Raw genomic sequence first — 17093 nt, forward strand, 5'->3', positions numbered from 1 at the left:
CCTGATCCCCCTTCGCCAACACACCTCCTCCATATTCAAGGACTTTGACCATGCGCGCAGCCGTCATGTATTCGCCGGGTGACATCCGCCTCGAGGACGTTCCCAAGCCGGTCGCGGCAACCGGAGAGGTGCTATTGCGTGTTGCGGCTGTCGGGGTATGCGGCTCGGACCTTCCTCGCATGCTGACCAAGGGCGCCCATCGCATGCCGATCATCTGCGGGCATGAATTCTCGGGCCATATTTCGGAGATCGGGTCGGGCGTGACCGGTTTCGAGAAGGGCGAACTCGTCGGCGTCGCCCCGCTCATCCCCTGCCGGGTCTGCGATCAATGCGCGACCGGCAATTTCTCGCGCTGCCGCAACTATGACTATTTCGGCAGCCGGCGCGACGGTGCCTATACCGAATTCGTCTCGGTGCCGGTGGGCAATCTGCTCAAGGCCCCGGCGGATGCCGATCCCCGCGCCATCGCCATGACCGACCCGGCCTCGATCGCCCTCCACGCCGTCTGGAAGGCCCCGCCCACCGTTGGTCAGCGCGGCGGCGTCATCGGCTGCGGCCCGATCGGGCTGTTCGCCATCCAGTGGATGAAACTGATGGGCTGCACGGAAGTCGTCGCCGTCGACGTCTCCGAGCAGAAGCTCGAACAGGCGCGCGAGGCCGGTGCGACCCACACCCAGTTGATCACCGATCCGTTGCCGGCTGGGCTGAACTGCGACCTCATCGTCGAGGCCGCCGGCCATCCCTCCTCGATCAACTTCGCCGCCAAGCTGGCCGGCCCCGGCGGTCATGTCGTGTTCATCGGAATCCCTGTCGGCGAGGTCGCGCTGGAGAACCAGACCTTCCAGCACTTCCTGCGCCAGGAAGTGTCGCTGCACGGAGCCTGGAACTCCTTCGGCGCCCCGTTCCCCGGAAAGCAGTGGACGGTGTCGCTCGAGGCTCTCGCCACCGGCAAGCTCAAATGGGAGTTCATGATCACCCATGAACTCACGCTCGAGGAACTGCCCGGCATGTTCGAGAGCTTCAAGCGCAAGAACGAGTTCTTCTCCAAGGTGATGTTCAGGCCGTAAACTGTAAAATCGACACAAAAGCACGTCGATCCTTACCCTCCCCTGGAGGGGGAGGGTGAAGCGGACAAGATGTCCGCGCTCCCGGAGAACCACTCATGCCACGTCTTCTCGGCCTGGATTTCGGCACCGGCGGCATCAGGGTCGGCGTGTTCGACCTTGAAAGCCGTGCGATGCTTGGTGAGCGGGAGGTCCAGTACCCCACCCGCCACCCGCATCCGGGCTGGGCGGAGCAGTCGCCGATCGACTGGTGGGACGCGCTCGGGCAGGCCAGCCGCGGCCTGATGCGCGACCTCGGCTCGCCTCATATCGATGGCGTCTGCGCCGCCACCACGGCCTCGACCGTGGTCGCCTGCAAACGGGATGGCACGCCCCTGCGCCCCTCCCTCCTGTGGATGGACTGCCGGGCTGCCGAAGAAGCGGCCCGGACCGCGCTCTCGCAGCACCCCGTGCTGGCCTATGCCGGCGGCGGCGATGCGGCCGAATGGCTTGTGCCCAAGGCGATGTGGCTCTCGCGCCACGAGCCGGACGTCTATGCCGGGGCCGACATCATCTGCGAGTGCCTCGACTACATCAATTTCAAGCTGACGGGCCTGTGGGTCGGCTCGCGCATGAACGCGACCTGCAAATGGAACTACGATTCCGTCACCCGCCGCTTCCCTGACGAGCTCTACGCCGAATTCGGCATTCCCGACCTCGCCACCAAACTGCCAGATGATATCAAGGCGGTGGGCGCACCGATCGCGCCGGTCAGCGCCACGGCGGCCGAGCATCTCGGCCTCGTTAACAGGCCCATGCTGGCCCAGGGCGGCATCGATGCGCATACCGGCATCGCGGGCGCAGGCACGCTGCGGCCGGGCGAACATCTGCTGATCGGCGGCACCTCGATCGTCCATCTCTTCCAGCTCGCGGCGCAGGCACCGGTCACCGGCTTCTGGGGGCCATATCCCCATGCCCTGGTCGATGATTATTGGCTGGTGGAAGCGGGCCAGGTTTCTGCCGGCTCCGTGATGTCCTGGTATGCGCGCAATATGTTCGGGCTCGACCAGCAGGAGCGCGCTGCCCTGGTGCAGGAAGCGAGCGCTTTGCCGGTCGGCGGCACCGGTCTGCTCACACTCGATTATTTCATGGGCAACCGGACGCCCTATCGCGATCCCCTGCTGCGCGGCGCCGTACTCGGCCTGTCGCTCAGCCATTCCAGGGCGGACCTCTATCGCTCCGCCGTCGAAGCGGTGGCGCTGGGTTCGGCAAACGTGTTCCGCCGCATCCGGGAACTCGGCATTGCCTGCAACCGCATCGTCTCTTCGGGCGGCTATGCCAAGAACCCGCTGTGGCTGCAGGCCACGGTCGACGCCATGGGCATGCCCGTCGAACTCCTCAGCCAAACCAATCTCACCCTTGTCGGCACGGCCGCCTGCGCCGCTACCGGCGCCGGCCTGTTTGGCGACCTCTTTGCCGCGGCGGATGCGGTGGCCCAGCCGGTTACGCTGGTCGAGCCCGACCTCGCCGCCCATGCCCGCTATGGTGAATTGCTGCAGGATTATCTTGAAGCGACCGAGCTTCTTGCGCCACTCTCGCGCAAGCTGGCATCAAGACAGCTTGAGGGATCGCGTTGATGAGTGTCGGCAATCTCGACCATGACGTCCAGTTCAGGACCATGTCCGGCGAGCAGCGCGAACTCCTGATGATCCAGGTCGCCAAGCGCTATTACGAGCTCGACATGACCATGGGCGACCTTGCCAAGGAGCTCAACCTCACGCGCTGGCAGGCCAGCCGCCTGCTGACCGAGGCGCGCGAGGCCGGCATCGTGCGCATCGAGATCGTGCCGCGGGCGCCGCGCTCTCCTGACATCGAGTCCAGGCTGCAGCGCCGCTGGAACCTGAAGGAAGCCGTCGTCGTCCCCAACAATGGCGAGGAGGACGAGGGCCTCCTGCTCGATGCCGTGGCGCAGGCTGCCGCGCGCATGCTCGCAGGCCTCGGCAAGGTACCGCTGATCGGCGTCTCCTGGGGCCGCACCATGAGCGCGGTTGCGCACCGCCTGCCGCCCTTCTGGAACGAGGGCGTGGAAGTGGTGCTGCTCAATGGGGCCATGAACATCCGATCGCCCTCTATCCGCACCAACAACACCGCCGAACTCTTCGCCCGCTCGGCCAATGGTACGGCGACCTTGCTGCCGGTGCCGGCCATTCTGGGCCATGCCGCCACCCGCGTGGCGCTGGAACAGGATCCCACTATCGCCAGCGTGCTGGAGCTTGCCCGCAAAGCGCCGGTGATCTGCTTCGGCATGGGCACGATCAGCCCCGATTCCGTGCTGGTGCAATCGGGCTTCGTCACCGAAGCGGAAACGGCGGCCCTCAAGGCGAAAGGCGCCGTCGGCGATATTCTCAGCCGCTATGTCGATGCCCATGGCAATATCGTGGACGCGGACATCGATGCCCGAACCATCGGCCTGGATCTGCGTTTTTGTCGGGAGCGGAAATTCTCGATCGGCGTCGCCGCCGGCAAGTCGAAACAAGCCATAACCCTTGCCTGCCTCAGGGCTGGCTATCTCAACGTGCTCGTCACCGACGAGCAGACAGCACGCTTCCTCCTGGATGAAACCCACCATGGATAAGACCGATAAAGGCACGCCGGCTGCCTCCAAGAAGCCGGGCCAAGTCTCCTCTGCTCAAGCCGCTCCGGCCCTTAGCGTGGTGCCCACCGGCTCCGCCCTGATCGTATCAGGCCAGGGCGCCCATGCCCGCAATCCCGGCACGGCCCTCAAGCCCGAATGGTTCGAGGCGATCGAGGTCAATCTCAGCGCCACCGAACGCCGGGCCGCGACCCTCGGCGGGCGCCGCACGGTGAAGAAGGAATACCAGGCCGCCTGGCTGGTGAAGGCGGTGCAATGCATCGACCTCACCACCCTGGCGGGAGACGACACGCCCGGCCGCGTGCATCGCCTCGCCCTGAAGGCGCGCCGCCCCATCCGCGAGGACATCGTTACAGCCCTCGGCCTCGCCGATGCCCCGCCCACGGTGGGCGCCGTCTGCGTCTATCCCACCATGGTCGGCCCCGCCGTCAAGGCGCTCGCCGGTTCCGGCATTCCCGTCGCCTCGGTGGCGACGGGCTTTCCCGCCGGCCTCACCCCGCTGCCGCAGCGCCTTGCCGAAATCCGCTATGCCGTCGACCAGGGCGCCCAGGAGATCGACATCGTCATCAACCGCGCCCAGGTGCTGACGCAGGACTGGAACGCCCTCTATGATGAGATCCGCGCCATGCGCGAGGCCTGCGGCGAGGCCCATCTCAAGGCCATTCTCGCCACCGGCGACCTCAAGACGCTGCGCAATGTCTACAAAGCCAGCATGGTCGCGATGATGGCGGGCTCCGACTTCATCAAGACCTCCACCGGCAAGGAGGACGTCAATGCTACTCTCCCCGTCAGCCTCACAATGCTCCGTGCCCTGCGCGACTATGGCGAGTTCACCGGCGAGGCGGTGGGCTTCAAGCCGGCCGGCGGCCTCAGGACGGCCAAGGACGCCCTGGCCTGGCTCGCTTTGATGAAGGAAGAGCTCGGCCGCCCCTGGCTGGAACCCAATCTTTTCCGCATCGGAGCCTCATCGATGCTCGCCGACATCGAGCGCCAGCTCGAGCATTTCGTGACCGGGCGCTATTCGGCGCTGACTCACCACGCTCTGGCATAGGAAACGCAACGCGAGAACCTTCTCCACGAAGTGGGGAAGGTGGCCCGACGAAGTCGGGTCGGATGGGGTGCGGCCCGCTAGTGGCACCCTCTTCGGACTGAAAGCGCTAGCGGCCCACACCCCATCCGTCATTGCTTGGCAATGACACCTTCCCCACTTCGTGGAGAAGGCCAGGCGCACCTCCCTCCGCTGGGGAAAAGGCACGCCGAAACCTATGCCCAGGAGGCCCCCGATGCCCACCGTCAAGGAAATTCTGCAAACCATGGACTATGGTCCTGCCCCAGAAGCCGACAATCACGTCACGGCCTGGCTCGCGAGCCATGAAAAGGGCTTCAAGCACTTCATCGGCGGAGCCTTTGTCGCCTCCAAGGGCAAGGAAACCTTCGAGGTTGTGAACCCCGCTCGCGATACCCTGCTCGCCAAGGTCGCCGCCGGCACATCCGAGGATGTCGATGCCGCCGTCAAGGCCGCGCGCAAGGCTTTCCCCGCCTGGTCGGCGCTGCCTGGCCATGAACGCGCCCGCTATCTCTACGCCATCGCCCGCCACATCCAGAAGCGCGAGCGTTTCCTCTCGGTGCTGGAGACGCTGGACAATGGCAAGCCGATCCGCGAGAGCCGCGACATCGACATTCCCCTGGTCGCCCGACATTTCTATCACCATGCCGGTTGGGCCGAACTGGTCGAGACCGAATTCGCCGGCTACGGCCCCGTCGGGGTTTGCGGGCAGATCATTCCCTGGAACTTCCCGCTGCTGATGCTGGCCTGGAAGATCGCGCCGGCGCTCGCGGCCGGCAACACGGTGGTGCTCAAGCCCGCCGAGTTCACCCCGCTGACGGCACTCGCCTTCGCCGAGATCTGCCGCGAAGCCGGGCTGCCGGATGGCGTGGTCAACATCGTCACCGGCGATGGCGCCACGGGTGCGGCCCTCGTCGCTCATCCCGATGTCGACAAGATCGCCTTCACCGGCTCCACCGAGGTCGGCCGGCTCATCCGCCAGGCCACGGCGGGCTCGGGCAAGAAGCTTTCGCTCGAACTCGGCGGCAAGTCGCCCTTCATCGTCTATGAGGATGCCGATCTCGACGGCGCCGTGGAAGGCGTGGTCGATGCCATCTGGTTCAACCAGGGCCAGGTCTGCTGCGCCGGTTCGCGCCTGCTGATCCAGGAAGGCATCGCCGAACGCTTTCTCGGCAAGCTGCGCCGCCGCATGGAGACGCTGCGCGTCGGCGATCCCCTCGACAAGTCGGTCGACATGGGAGCCATCGTCGCGCCGGTGCAGCTCCAGCGCATCCAGGACCTCGTCAAGAAGGGCGAGCAGGAGGGCGGCACGCTCTGGCAGGCCGATTGCGCCCTGCCGGCCAAGGGCAGCTTCTTCCCGCCCTCGATATTCGTCGATGTGGAACCATCCTCCACGGTCTCGGAGGTCGAGATTTTCGGGCCGGTTGCCGTGGCGATGACCTTCCGCACGCCCGACGAAGCCATCCAGCTTGCCAACCACACGCGCTATGGCCTCGCCGCCTCGATCTGGTCGGAGAACATCAATCGCGCCCTCGATACCGCCGCCCGCATGAAGGCCGGCGTGGTCTGGGTCAACTCGACCAATCTGTTCGACGCCGCTGCCGGCTTCGGCGGCTATCGCGAGAGCGGCTTCGGCCGCGAGGGCGGCCGTGAAGGCCTCTATGAATATCTCAAGCCCGACTGGGAGAAATCCCTGCCCGCGGCCGAGGACAACAAGGCTGGCGCCCTTGGCGTCACGCCAGCCGAGGCGCCTGCAGGTACCGCCCTGCCCAGCATCGACCGCACCGCCAAGCTGTTCGTGGGCGGCAAGCAGGCCCGCCCTGATTCCGGCTACAGCTATACGGTCAAGAGCACGGCCGGCGCTACGCTCGGCCAGGCCGGCCTCGGCAATCGCAAGGACATCCGCAATGCGGTAGAGGCGGCGACCAAGGCAAGCGGCTGGGGCGCCGCCACGGCGCATAACCGTGCGCAGGTGCTCTACTACATCGCCGAGAACCTGTCGGCCCGTGCCGCCGAGTTCGAGCAGCGCCTGGTAAGCTACGGCCACAGCTCCAAGGCGGCCAAGGCGGAAGTCGAGAAGGCGATCCGGCGCATCTTCTACTACGCCGCCCAGGCCGACAAATATGACGGCCGCGTGCATTCCACCCGTTCGCGCAACGTGACGCTGGCGATGAACGAGCCCTTCGGCGTGGTCGGCATTCTCTGCCCGGATGAAGCGCCGCTGCTCGGATTCGTCTCGCTGGTGCTGCCGGCGATCGCCATGGGCAACCGCGTCGTCGCGGTGCCGTCGCCGGCCTTCCCGCTGGCAGCGACCGACTTCTACCAGATCCTGGAGACCTCGGACGTACCAGCTGGCGTTGTTAACATCGTCACCGGCGCGCGCGACGAACTCGCCAAGACCCTGGCCGAGCACGACGACGTCGACGCCCTCTGGTATCACGGCTCCAAGAGCGGCGCCGCGGCCGCCGAGAAGGCATCGGCCGGCAACCTCAAGGCGACCTGGACCAATCAGGGCCGGCCCCTCGACTGGCTCAAGGACGCGCAGGCCCAGGGCGCCGACTATCTGCGCCATGCCACCCAGGTGAAGAACATCTGGGTGCCCTACGGCGAGTAAGGCCCGCGCTCCAAGAAAGCCTCACGGCTGATCGGCGGCAACCTCGCCGGGCTGTTTGGGTCGATACTGGCCCTTGGTGATCACCTCCTCACCGACCTCGACCAGATGGTGCCCGACGGTGCGCAACAGATGCAGGGCGACGGTGATGTCGCTCTCGACGATATCCAGGAATTCGCGCGTGCCGATGCGCAGGCCCGTCAGATCGGCTATCGCGATCATCGACACCATGCGCGTCTGGCCGAGGATGACGGCGAGGTCGCCAATCAGGCGTCCCGGCAGGATGGTGTCGATCAACTCCTCCTCACCCACCACATTGATCCAGCGCAGCTCGGCACTGCCGGAGGCGACGACATAGGCACCATCGGGCACCTCCCCGGTTCGAAAGACATAGTCGCCGGCTTTGGTCGACATCCAGCGTGAGGCATAGGCGAGCAGCTCGATCTGGCTACGCTTCAGGCCGCGGAAGCTCTCCACGGCCGAGAGCACCTCGACCTTGGCCTGCAGATCGCCCGACATCGAAGCGTGATAGGCTGGGACCGGTGGGCGGCTCGCCCCATTGATCGGGCGGCCATCGCGGATGGTAACCACCAGATCGAAATCCTCGCTCTGAGCAATCTGTGGCTCCAGCACGATGATGGTGCTCTCGGGCAGCAAGCCCCGCAGCCTGAGCCAGATGGCGCGGCGGTCCGCCTCGGAGGCACTCGCCATAGCATGATCGAGCAAGACGAGATCGGGCCGGCGGATCAGGGCCCGGCCAAGGCCGATGCGCTCGCGCACCGCCGGCGAGAGATTGGTGCCGGCGATCGCGGTGCGCACGTCTCCCACCAGCAGGCGCAAGGCGCCGGCCAGCCCTTGTGCCTCCACCACCTCCATCAGCACATGATGAATCTGCCGGCGGGTCGCCTCCGACGGCGCCACGGACAGGCCGAACACCAGGTTTTCCAGCACGGTCAGGTCATAATTATAGGTTCCGGCCTCAATCGGCGAGAAGGTCTCGCCCGCCAGCTCCCTCAGGCGCGCGCCGTGGCGGGCGCGCGCCGCCAGGATGGCCGCAGCAAGCTCGGCAGGAAAATCGGTACCCAGATCACTCGGCGCGATGTTGAAGAGCAACGATAGCAGCGTACCACGCTCGGCGACGCTCATGCCGGCGACATCATGGGCCTGCTCCTTGGACGCGACCGACCTCAAGCGTTCGAACAGCTCGGGGCCGATGGTGGTGAAGCGGCGCAGCAGCGGATGCCGCGGCCCGACTTCGCCGAAGGCCCTGACCAACGTCGAAGCGAGATCGATCGAGAAGGCCAGGAGCTGTTCGGCGATGTCGAGTCCCGCGATGTCAGCCAGGAGAGCTTCACCCGGATGGCTTGATTCAGTCTCGCTGTGATGGTGTACGGCGTAGAGCAGATTCTCACCGATGGTCAGGCCGGGATTGATGGCACCGGGGTCGAAACGGTCGATCTGCTCGGCCAACCCTTCGGCCTGGAGGCGCAGCGTCACCTCTTCCCGCAGGGCGCGGACGCGGCCGGCGAGATCGTCATGCTGGCCCGCGACAAGATAGCCGTCGAGGGCGCGATCGAGCAGCATTTCCGAACGGCCGATCACCTCGATGACATCGAGCCACCAGGCGTCGACCTCGCTGTCGTTCTTGAAACCGACGAGCCCGCCATCCCTCCAGGAAACATCGAGGCGATCGGTACTGTTGGCGGTCTCCGTCGCTTCGACCAGGGCCTTGGCCGCTTCGCCCGACGGTTCGCCGGAGGACTCCGGCTCTAGATAGAGCGGCAGCCTGGTATTCTGAGCGATGGTGCCACGAAACAGATAGGGCGTGCTGTTGGCGACGCCGATACGCGCGGCCAGCATAGTCGGGCTGGCACCGGCGAGATCGAGGCCGGATATGGTCACCTGCCCAGCGCTGGGCATCGAAGCACCAGAGAGCAGATCGCACAGGGCCCGTCGCACCAGCATGTCCGCGCTCTGAATGGCAACGAGCGACCCGCCGGGTATGACAAGATCGACCTGGTCGAGCAGAGGCACGCCGCCAAGGCCCGGCATGGTGACGTCGCGCAAATGGATCGCCCCGTTCAGGCGGGGGACGTCGGCATCTGCCACCACGGGAGCCAGCGCCTCCGGCACTTCGAACTGCTCCAGCAGGCTGTCATAGCGCGAGGACGCCTCCTGGGCCTGGTTCCAGTAGGTCAGCAATTCGCGCCAGGGATCGGCAATGTCGCGGGACGCGGAGAGCGCCGCGATCAGGGCGCCGACGCTGAGTTGGCCATGGATGACCAGATAGCCGCCGATCAGGAAGAACAGGAAGGGGGTGAGCTGGGTGATCGAATTGTTGACGAACTTGATCAGGAATTTACGCTCGAAAATGAGCAACCGGATCGTATAGAGCTCACCCAGCTGCTTGCTGAATTCGGCAAGCCGGTAGCGCAAACCGCCATTCTGACGCAGATCGGCGACGCCGGCGACGCTTTCCCCAATGCGCTCCGACAGGGCGCGCACCCTGCCGACGCGCTGATGATGAAGCCTGTTCACATAGCGCTGCATACGCGGGATCAGGTAGGCCTGGACCGGGATGAGGCCGATACCGGCAACGCCGAGCCAGACATTCTGGAGAAAAAGGAAGGCGACGATGGTCAGGATCTGGCCGAACTGGAACACCGGCTGGGCGAAGGCATCGCCCATCACTCCGCTCAACGGCTCCGCCTCGGCGGTGACCATCGAAACGACCTCTCCCTGCGAGACAGTATCGAAGCGCTGCAGGGGAAAGCGCAGCACCTGGGCAATCAGCTTGTAGCGCAGCCGCCGGATCATGCGTTCGCCGATGACGCCCCTGTAGATGCTGAGCTGCATCTTGATGACGCCATTGGCCAAGGTGCAGATCAGGAAGGCAACGCACAGCACCACAAGGAGCGTGGTCTGATCGAGATGAAGACCCAGGCGGTTGAGCGGCGTGGCATGCCCCTGAAGCGCCCCGTTCAGGATGTATTTGGGCAGCTCCAGCGATAGATAGAGGACCGGAAAGGAGGCCACGGTCGCGGCAAGCAACAAAAGCTGATGCCGCCTGCTATGGCGCCAGACGAAGGAAAACAGTCCGGATTTGTCCGGATCGCCATTTTTGGACAAAAGCCGCCTCCCGCCCGTTGCGAGATCCCCACATCTTCATGTGTGACTACAACCCACAATAGCAAGCCACCGGCAGGCGAAAAGCGCTTCGATGTACGTATTGTCGAGCGATGAAGGCCTGTTTCCATAGCGTTTTGCGATTTGACGGTTTCACCTGGAATCGCAAAGGCGCCCAAGCCAATCCGTCGGATTGGCTTGGAAACAAGGAGGCGAAGCAAACCAGCGTTCAGTCATGACCGCGCTTTGCTCAAGGCCATCACCACATATGCAGGGAGGTCGTGCCTTGCGCCGTACCGCACCAGGAGGCCGTCTCGATATTGAAGATGAGCGCGCTGACGACCTGCCTGGCGACGTTCTGGTGGAAGGCCATGACGCTCTCGGCCTTGATGAAGAAGGATTGCGTCAGCAGGCGATGGCCCGATCGGGCATCGGACAGGGTCACGATGACATTGAGGTGGGGCACGCCGGCCACGACCTGCCCTTCGACCAGATAGTCGATACCGGCGACCGATCTGGACGATGTCTTGCGCCGCGCCGGCGGCTGCACCAGGATCACGCGCGAATTGGCGATCGCCCCCCTGATTTCCTGCACGATGGTGTCGAAGGCAGGCTTCATCGCGCCATCCACCCCACGCAGGCTGAATGGCATCACCGCGACTTTGGCCTCCGCCGCACCACCATCGAAGTCAACGTCGTCGGGCGCCTGCTCCAGTGCCTCCGGCGAATCGGTGAGGCCGCCGGTCGGCATGTACATGTAGCCCCGGCCCGGTACGGTATGGATGATGCGATGCCGCTCGTCTCCGACACTCTGCCGCGCATCGCGAATGCAGCGCAGCAGGGCTGCTTCCGTGACCACCGCGCGCGGCCAGACCGCCGCGAACAATTCGTCCTTGCGGACGACCCTCCCGGCATTGCGGGCAAGGTAGCTCAGCAATTTGAAGGTTCTGGAACGCACCGGCACGCGAGCACCGGCCTTGCGCAATGTACCTCGGCTGAGATCCAGAACGGATTCGCCGAGCCTGTATGTCAGCTCCTGATCCATGTCTCTACTCTCTCGGCAGTGGGTCCGGGCGGGGTTTGCCCCTGCTCCATCTGATCTGGTGCCGCCGAGAAAGCGCAGGAGGATTTGCAGGAAGCCTCCGACTGTCTCAGCCGCAGGTCCAGTTTCGCTATTATTGCGAATGAAACATCACCAAAACAGATGAGAGAAAGCCGGTTTTGCCACGACCACGACGCTCTTCGAGCGATTGAAGGGAAGATCCGGCCGGCTTCACGCCATGCGCGGCAGCGGCGCCAGCCCGGCGAGCAGAGCGACCACCTCGGCCTGGCGCCTGCAACCGGTCTTCTCCAGCACACCGCGCACCTGGGTGCGCACCGTATTCGACGTTACCCCGCTATGCTGGGCAATGTCCTCCACGCTGTCGCCCGTGGCGAGGCTGCGGGCGACACGGGCCTCCGCCGGCGTGAGATCGAAAAGGGACTGCACCAGCTCCACCGGCGGTGCCTGCGGCGCCGTCACCGGCGTCAGGATCAGGGTCGCCGCGCTGCTCACGAAAATATCGCGCGCGCTCAGGCGGATCGGCACGATATGGGCAACCATGGCCTCCGGTTCACCCCGTACCGGGAAGGAGCGTACGCTCGCGCCATGCGGCTGATCGATGGTGATGATGGCATCGCGCAGGAGCTTGTCAGCCGCCTTGTCGACGAAGGAGACGCCATCGAAGGCGCGCCAATGCACGAAATCGCCGAGATCCTCGATCAGGTCGTTGGCGGCCAGCACCTTGCCCAGCCGGTCGAGCACCAGCGCCGGCAGACCGAGCGCGGCCAGGGTCTGGCTGGCGACGCGGGCGCGCTCGAGCTGCAAGCGGGCGGTCATCAGCGCACTGCGGGCAAGGTGGGGGCGCAGCGTGTCGAAACGATCGACAAGGGCGCGCTCGGCCGGCCCCTGGGCGAGCCAGCGCGTGAACAAGAGCAGCAGCATTTCCCGGGTCGGCAATTCCACCGTGGTCACGATCATCGAGCCGATGCCGGAGGGGCGCCAGAAATCCCGATAGAGCGGCTCCTGCTCGAGCTCGATCTCCGTCATGATGTCCCGCTCGGTGATGAAGCCCGCTCGCGAGGACGCCAGCACCCGGTTCAGCCCATGGCCGCGCTGCGCGAAACCGCCGGCCAGCGCCGCCTTGGCCCGCTCCCGGGCGCCGGACGACGCCGTGAGCATGGTGGCGTCCTTGCCGAAGACATAGAGGCTGCCGCCAGCGCCCGACGTCATGTCCGAAAGCGCGTCCAGCGTGCCCGGCCATTGCTCCGGCACGAAGGCACATTCGTAGATCCGATCGACCAGTTGCTGATCCATGACGGCTTCCTCGCGAAAGCAACGCTGCATTATTCCAGATCACGTCGCTATTTCACAAAGGAAATAAGGCCTTCGGTCTCTCATCAGTCGAGTTTCAACTCGAAAAACACCTGATCGCGTAAGAATATACCATCAATCAGTATCCCCTCGGGGTAGCCGGTCTCCGGCCGGAAGGCATCCGGCACGATTCGGGTCATGCGAAAACCCCGGCGCTGATAGAAGCGCAGATTGGCAATATCGGCCGTTGCCGTCGAGACGACCAGCGAGTGCGCGCAGCGTTCCCGGCAGAAGGCGATGGCCGCCTCGACCAGTTCTCGCCCGATACCCACGCCCCGATGCTCGGCCAGCACCGCCAAGCTCTTGAGCTCGAGCACGCCGGGCTCGTCGGTGGCGAGGATCTGGGCATGGCCGATGATGGCCTCCCCCTGGCGGGCTACCAGCACATCGCCCAGTCCGATATAGGAGGCGACCTGAACGGGTGAATCATCGGCCAGAGCGAACAGCGCCAGCAAGGCCTCGCGCGGCTCCTCATATCGTTCTATCGGCATCGACACATCCGCAGGCAGGGATCGGGCATCACACGGGTCCGCTCAGCCAGTCCGGGACCTCGCCGAAACCCTCGACCAGGTGATCGACAATGGCCCGCAGCTTGCGCGGCATCGGCTTGACCGGCGGCCAGATCGCGGCGATCGGCAGGGGCAGCGGCGGATGGTCGGGCAGCAGGGCAACCAGCCGGCCATCGGCCAGCGCCTCATGGGCGATGAACATCGGCAGCAGGGCCAGTCCCAGGCCGGCAATCGCCATGTCCCGCATCACCTCGCCATTATTGGCGGCGATGCGCCCGCGCATCGGGACGCTGACGACACCGCCAGAGCCATCGGCCAACTGCCAGACCTGGGTGGCCTGCAGGTTGCGATAGCCGATCGCGGGATGATCGGGCAGGCCGGCAAGATCCTTCGGTGTCCCTCGCCGTTCCAGATAGTCGGGGCTGGCACACACCACCCGCGGATCGTCGCACAATTTGCGGGCGATCAGGCCGGAATCCGACATCTGGCCGATGCGCACGGCGAGGTCGAAGCCGCCGCGCACCAGATCGACGAAGCGATCCTCGTAATCGACCACCAGTTCCAGATCGGGGTGGCGCAGGGCGAAGGCTGCCAGCAACGGGCTGAGATGGCGAATGCCGAAACTCATCGGCGCCGAGATGGCGAGCGAACCGCGCAGGCCCGACATGCCCCAGGCCACGCTCTCGACCGCATTGGTCATCTCGGCCAGAGCCGGCCGCAGCCTCACGGCCAGTTCGGCCGCCGTCTCATTGGGCAGGATGCGCCCGGCATGGCGCTGGAACAGCGGCGCGCCCAAGGCCAGCTCCAGATCGGTGATGCGCTTGCTGACCACCGATTTCGACAGGTTCGCCCGCGCCGCCGCGCCGGAGACCGTGCCGGCCTCCATCACATCCAGGAAGGTCTTGATCTCGTCGATGGTCCATTTCATGGCGAGCGTCCAAACCGGTGGGCCGGTCCCACCTCTGCCTACCCCGTCAGCCCTGCCTTTCCAAGCCCAGCCGTTCGAAATTTTCGAACGCAGCGTGTGCAGGGATCACGCTACACGGCACAACCGTTCGCGGCGATATTACGGTCAACGCAACACATAGGAGGCTGCCATGCAGCTCACCGGCATTCATCATCTCACCGCAATCACCGCGAACGCCCCCGGCAACAAGCGCTTCTACACCGATACGCTCGGCCTGAGGCTGGTCAAGAAGACCGTCAACCAGGACGACACCAGCGCCTATCACCTGTTCTACGCCGACGGCGAGGCCACGCCCGGCAGCGACCTCACCTTCTTCGACTGGCCGGTGGCGCCAGAGCGCCGCGGTACCCATTCGATCAGCCGCACGGGCCTGCGTGTGTCCGGTGAGGATAGCCTGAACTACTGGGCCGCCCGTCTCAAGGATTTGGGCGCTGCCGCCGGTGACGTCGGCCTGATCGACGGCCGCGCCAGCCTCGAATTCGAGGATCCGGAGGGCCAGCGTTTCCGCCTGGTGGACGATGGCGGCAACGGTACGCTGCACCCCTGGAGCCGCAGCCCCGTGCCGTCGGAACACCAGATCCGGGGCCTTGGTCCGATCACCATCTCGGTGCCGAAGAAGGAGCCCACCGATGCCATACTCACCCGCGTGCTCAACATGAAGGAGGAGCGCGACTACGCTTCGCCCGACGGCGAGGGCCGGGTGCATGTCTACCGCATGGGCGAAGGCGGTGCGGCCGCCGAGTTGCATGTCGCGGTGCAGCCAGGGCTCGGCACTGCCCGGCAGGGTGCCGGCGCCGTGCATCACGTCGCCTTCCGCACCCCCGACGTGGCGGGGATCCATGCCTGGACCGAACGGCTCGGCCAGTTCGGCATTCCGAGCTCGGGCGAAGTGGAACGCTACTACTTCCGCTCGCTCTATTTCCGCGAGCCCGGCGGCAATCTCTTCGAGATCGCCACCGATGGCCCCGGTTTCGCCGTCGACGAGCCGCTGGAGACCCTCGGCGAACGCCTGTCGCTGCCGCCCTTCCTCGAAGGCCGCCGCGCCACCATCGAAGCCGGCCTGCAGCCTCTGTAGAAGTACCAGGACGGCGACAATCAGCAAACCTACAGCCGGCGCCGGGGCATGCCCTGGCGCTGGTTTTTTTGCTGAGGGCAGGCCTCGAAGCCACGCCACAACGGAAACGCACAATCGTTCAAGATCGCGGCCGCTGAAGGCCCCATAGATTGCGCCATTCGAGAATGGAGCAAAGCAGCATGGAAACGACACCCAAAGCGATCAACTTCGCCGAGAAAATCTCAAGGATCAGCGATCTCTGGCAGCCTCGCGTCATCGCCGAAATGAACGACTATCAGTTCAAGCTGGTGCGCATCGAGGGTGATTTCATCTGGCACGATCATCCCGAGACGGACGAGACATTCATCGTCCTCAGCGGCCGCCTGCGCATCGATTTTCGCCATGGCGCCGTTGTCATCGGCCCTGGCGAGATGGCCGTGGTGCCCAAGGGGCTGGAGCACAAGCCCTATGCGGAAAGCGAGGTCCATCTCCTGCTGATCGAACCACGCGGCACCCTCAACACCGGCCATAAAGGCGGCGAGCGCACCGCCCAAAACGACGTCTGGGCCTGAGATCGCAGCGCACTCTGCCTCAACTCTCGACCACCACGTCAAGCAACTCGCCACCGAGAGAAAACTTGGCTGCAAACAATTCGTTGTCGTTACGGGCCGGCAGGATCGCATAGTCGAGGGTCAGCGCCGCGCCGCCGCTTTTCTCGGGCGAAAGCGAAAAGCATCCGCGCTTGAGAACGAGCGCCGCGGCAAAGGCCTGTGGAGAGACGGCACCAGGATCCGTTGCATCGGGAAAGATCTGATCGAGAGCCCGGCGCAGGGTCGGGGTACCATATGTGAAACGCTCCTCCAGCCATTCAAGGCGCATTGCCTCGGGAAAGCCCAACCGCACGCCGGCATCCAGCCTGTCCAATTTCTCGACCAGGGGTACGAACGGATCCAGATGCTCCGGCTCGAAGGCAGCCATGGTTTTCTTGGTCATGAAGAGATTGAGCGGAATCTTGCGCCCCGCAACGGTCGACGTTGTCAGGCGCGAAAAATCCGACAGCTTGCGCCGCCCGAAATAGGGATGGCGATATCCCGCCTCCCACCGTGATGGTGCGATTGAATCCGGCAGGTCGCGCATCGCCTGTTCGACCTGGTACTCGATCCCCGAGAAATTTCCGGCCACATCGAAGAGAGCGGCAAAAACCGGCGGCCACCAGGTGACGCCGGCAAACTCCCAGGCAGCTTGGTCAAGCGCGCGATATTGCAAGGCGAAGGGCCGCTGATCATAGGGGTAAGGCGTGAGCGAGGATGGAAGCAATTCATCGCCGCCGCCCATCATGGCGCAGATGAGTTCGAATGCCCCCACGGAGGGTGGCCAGGAACGAAAATGATCGCGAACGCGCCGGTCATTCTCTTCCAGATTGCGGCAGAAGGCTTCGAAGGCCGGCAGGCGCGGTAAGAGCGCCTCGTAATGCTCACGCGTCGGATGGCACATATACCCCGCCCTGTAGGCGACGTCGGAGCGATTGTCAGGCGGATGGAAGATGAGATCCCACCCGTCCGCCGTGACCTGTCGGAAATAGGCGTGCGTAGCGATTGTCTCGGGAGACTGCATGACGACCTCGAGGTTCGATCCCCGCACGGTGCCGCAA

At 64.9% G+C, this 17093-nt stretch carries 13 protein-coding genes; 7 read left to right on the top strand and 6 right to left on the bottom strand.

The features are described 5' to 3' along the window. Positions 1-50: 50 nt before the first annotated feature. The 5 genes from AB4037_RS09220 (at position 51) to AB4037_RS09240 (ending at position 7376) form a co-directional block, all read left to right on the top strand. Positions 51-1067 carry a galactitol-1-phosphate 5-dehydrogenase gene (locus AB4037_RS09220; RefSeq protein WP_441771298.1) on the top strand — a complete coding sequence of 339 codons (1017 nt, stop codon included), beginning with the start codon at positions 51-53 and terminating at the stop codon, positions 1065-1067. Positions 1068-1162: 95 nt separating this feature from the next. Beyond that, on the top strand, positions 1163-2680 hold the full coding sequence (locus AB4037_RS09225) for an FGGY-family carbohydrate kinase (RefSeq protein ID WP_441771299.1): 1518 nt from the start codon (positions 1163-1165) through the stop codon (positions 2678-2680). Further along, the gene (locus tag AB4037_RS09230; protein WP_434955076.1) at positions 2680-3678 is read left to right on the top strand and encodes a sugar-binding transcriptional regulator; all 999 of its coding nucleotides are present in this window, start codon (positions 2680-2682) and stop codon (positions 3676-3678) included. Before AB4037_RS09225 ends, AB4037_RS09230 begins: the two co-directional genes overlap by 1 nt. Continuing rightward, positions 3671-4747: a deoxyribose-phosphate aldolase gene (gene deoC, locus AB4037_RS09235; protein WP_434955075.1), complete on the top strand. Its 1077-nt coding sequence runs from the start codon at positions 3671-3673 to the stop codon at positions 4745-4747. Before AB4037_RS09230 ends, deoC begins: the two co-directional genes overlap by 8 nt. Before the next feature lie 232 nt (positions 4748-4979). After that, on the top strand, positions 4980-7376 hold the full coding sequence (locus tag AB4037_RS09240; RefSeq protein ID WP_441771300.1) for an aldehyde dehydrogenase family protein: 2397 nt from the start codon (positions 4980-4982) through the stop codon (positions 7374-7376). A 21-nt stretch (positions 7377-7397) separates the two neighbouring features. Here AB4037_RS09240 and AB4037_RS09245 read toward each other — a convergent pair whose 3' ends face one another. The 5 genes from AB4037_RS09245 to AB4037_RS09265 form a co-directional block, all read right to left on the bottom strand. Further along, positions 7398-10502, bottom strand: a complete 3105-nt coding sequence (locus AB4037_RS09245) for an ABC transporter transmembrane domain-containing protein (RefSeq protein WP_441771301.1) — start codon at positions 10500-10502, stop codon at positions 7398-7400. A 256-nt stretch (positions 10503-10758) separates the two neighbouring features. Beyond that, the gene (locus AB4037_RS09250) at positions 10759-11544 is read right to left on the bottom strand and encodes a winged helix-turn-helix domain-containing protein (protein ID WP_441771302.1); all 786 of its coding nucleotides are present in this window, start codon (positions 11542-11544) and stop codon (positions 10759-10761) included. 228 nt (positions 11545-11772) lie between these two features. Next, positions 11773-12855 (bottom strand): helix-turn-helix transcriptional regulator, encoded by a 1083-nt coding sequence (locus AB4037_RS09255; protein ID WP_434955071.1) that lies wholly within the window; start codon positions 12853-12855, stop codon positions 11773-11775. An 83-nt stretch (positions 12856-12938) separates the two neighbouring features. Then, entirely contained in the window at positions 12939-13403 is a 465-nt protein-coding gene (locus AB4037_RS09260) for a GNAT family N-acetyltransferase (RefSeq protein WP_441771303.1), read from the bottom strand. A gap of 28 nt (positions 13404-13431) precedes the next feature. Beyond that, entirely contained in the window at positions 13432-14349 is a 918-nt protein-coding gene (locus AB4037_RS09265; protein WP_441771304.1) for a LysR family transcriptional regulator, read from the bottom strand. Positions 14350-14518: 169 nt separating this feature from the next. Here AB4037_RS09265 and AB4037_RS09270 point away from each other — a divergent pair, with 169 nt between their 5' ends. Further along, a complete protein-coding gene (locus AB4037_RS09270) occupies positions 14519-15463 on the top strand; it encodes a ring-cleaving dioxygenase (RefSeq protein ID WP_441771305.1) in 945 nt (314 codons plus the stop codon). A 179-nt stretch (positions 15464-15642) separates the two neighbouring features. Next, positions 15643-16014: a cupin domain-containing protein gene (locus tag AB4037_RS09275; RefSeq protein WP_441771306.1), complete on the top strand. Its 372-nt coding sequence runs from the start codon at positions 15643-15645 to the stop codon at positions 16012-16014. Between the two features lie 19 nt (positions 16015-16033). On the opposite strand, the gene AB4037_RS09280 is transcribed toward AB4037_RS09275, so the two are convergent. Beyond that, entirely contained in the window at positions 16034-17056 is a 1023-nt protein-coding gene (locus AB4037_RS09280; RefSeq protein ID WP_441771307.1) for a hypothetical protein, read from the bottom strand. Positions 17057-17093: the final 37 nt, after the last annotated feature.

The organism is Labrys sp. KB_33_2 (assembly GCF_052114505.1).
GTDB lineage: Bacteria > Pseudomonadota > Alphaproteobacteria > Rhizobiales > Labraceae > Labrys.

Coding starts and splice junctions, on each gene's coding strand:
- AB4037_RS09240 (WP_441771300.1), top strand. CDS start 4,980: ATGCCCACCGTCAAGGAAATTCTGCAAACCATGGACTATGGTCCTGCC.
- deoC (WP_434955075.1), top strand. CDS start 3,671: ATGGATAAGACCGATAAAGGCACGCCGGCTGCCTCCAAGAAGCCGGGC.
- AB4037_RS09270 (WP_441771305.1), top strand. CDS start 14,519: ATGCAGCTCACCGGCATTCATCATCTCACCGCAATCACCGCGAACGCC.
- AB4037_RS09225 (WP_441771299.1), top strand. CDS start 1,163: ATGCCACGTCTTCTCGGCCTGGATTTCGGCACCGGCGGCATCAGGGTC.
- AB4037_RS09250 (WP_441771302.1), bottom strand. CDS start 11,544: ATGGATCAGGAGCTGACATACAGGCTCGGCGAATCCGTTCTGGATCTC.
- AB4037_RS09275 (WP_441771306.1), top strand. CDS start 15,643: ATGGAAACGACACCCAAAGCGATCAACTTCGCCGAGAAAATCTCAAGG.
- AB4037_RS09220 (WP_441771298.1), top strand. CDS start 51: ATGCGCGCAGCCGTCATGTATTCGCCGGGTGACATCCGCCTCGAGGAC.
- AB4037_RS09230 (WP_434955076.1), top strand. CDS start 2,680: ATGAGTGTCGGCAATCTCGACCATGACGTCCAGTTCAGGACCATGTCC.
- AB4037_RS09260 (WP_441771303.1), bottom strand. CDS start 13,403: ATGCCGATAGAACGATATGAGGAGCCGCGCGAGGCCTTGCTGGCGCTG.
- AB4037_RS09280 (WP_441771307.1), bottom strand. CDS start 17,056: ATGCAGTCTCCCGAGACAATCGCTACGCACGCCTATTTCCGACAGGTC.
- AB4037_RS09265 (WP_441771304.1), bottom strand. CDS start 14,349: ATGAAATGGACCATCGACGAGATCAAGACCTTCCTGGATGTGATGGAG.
- AB4037_RS09255 (WP_434955071.1), bottom strand. CDS start 12,855: ATGGATCAGCAACTGGTCGATCGGATCTACGAATGTGCCTTCGTGCCG.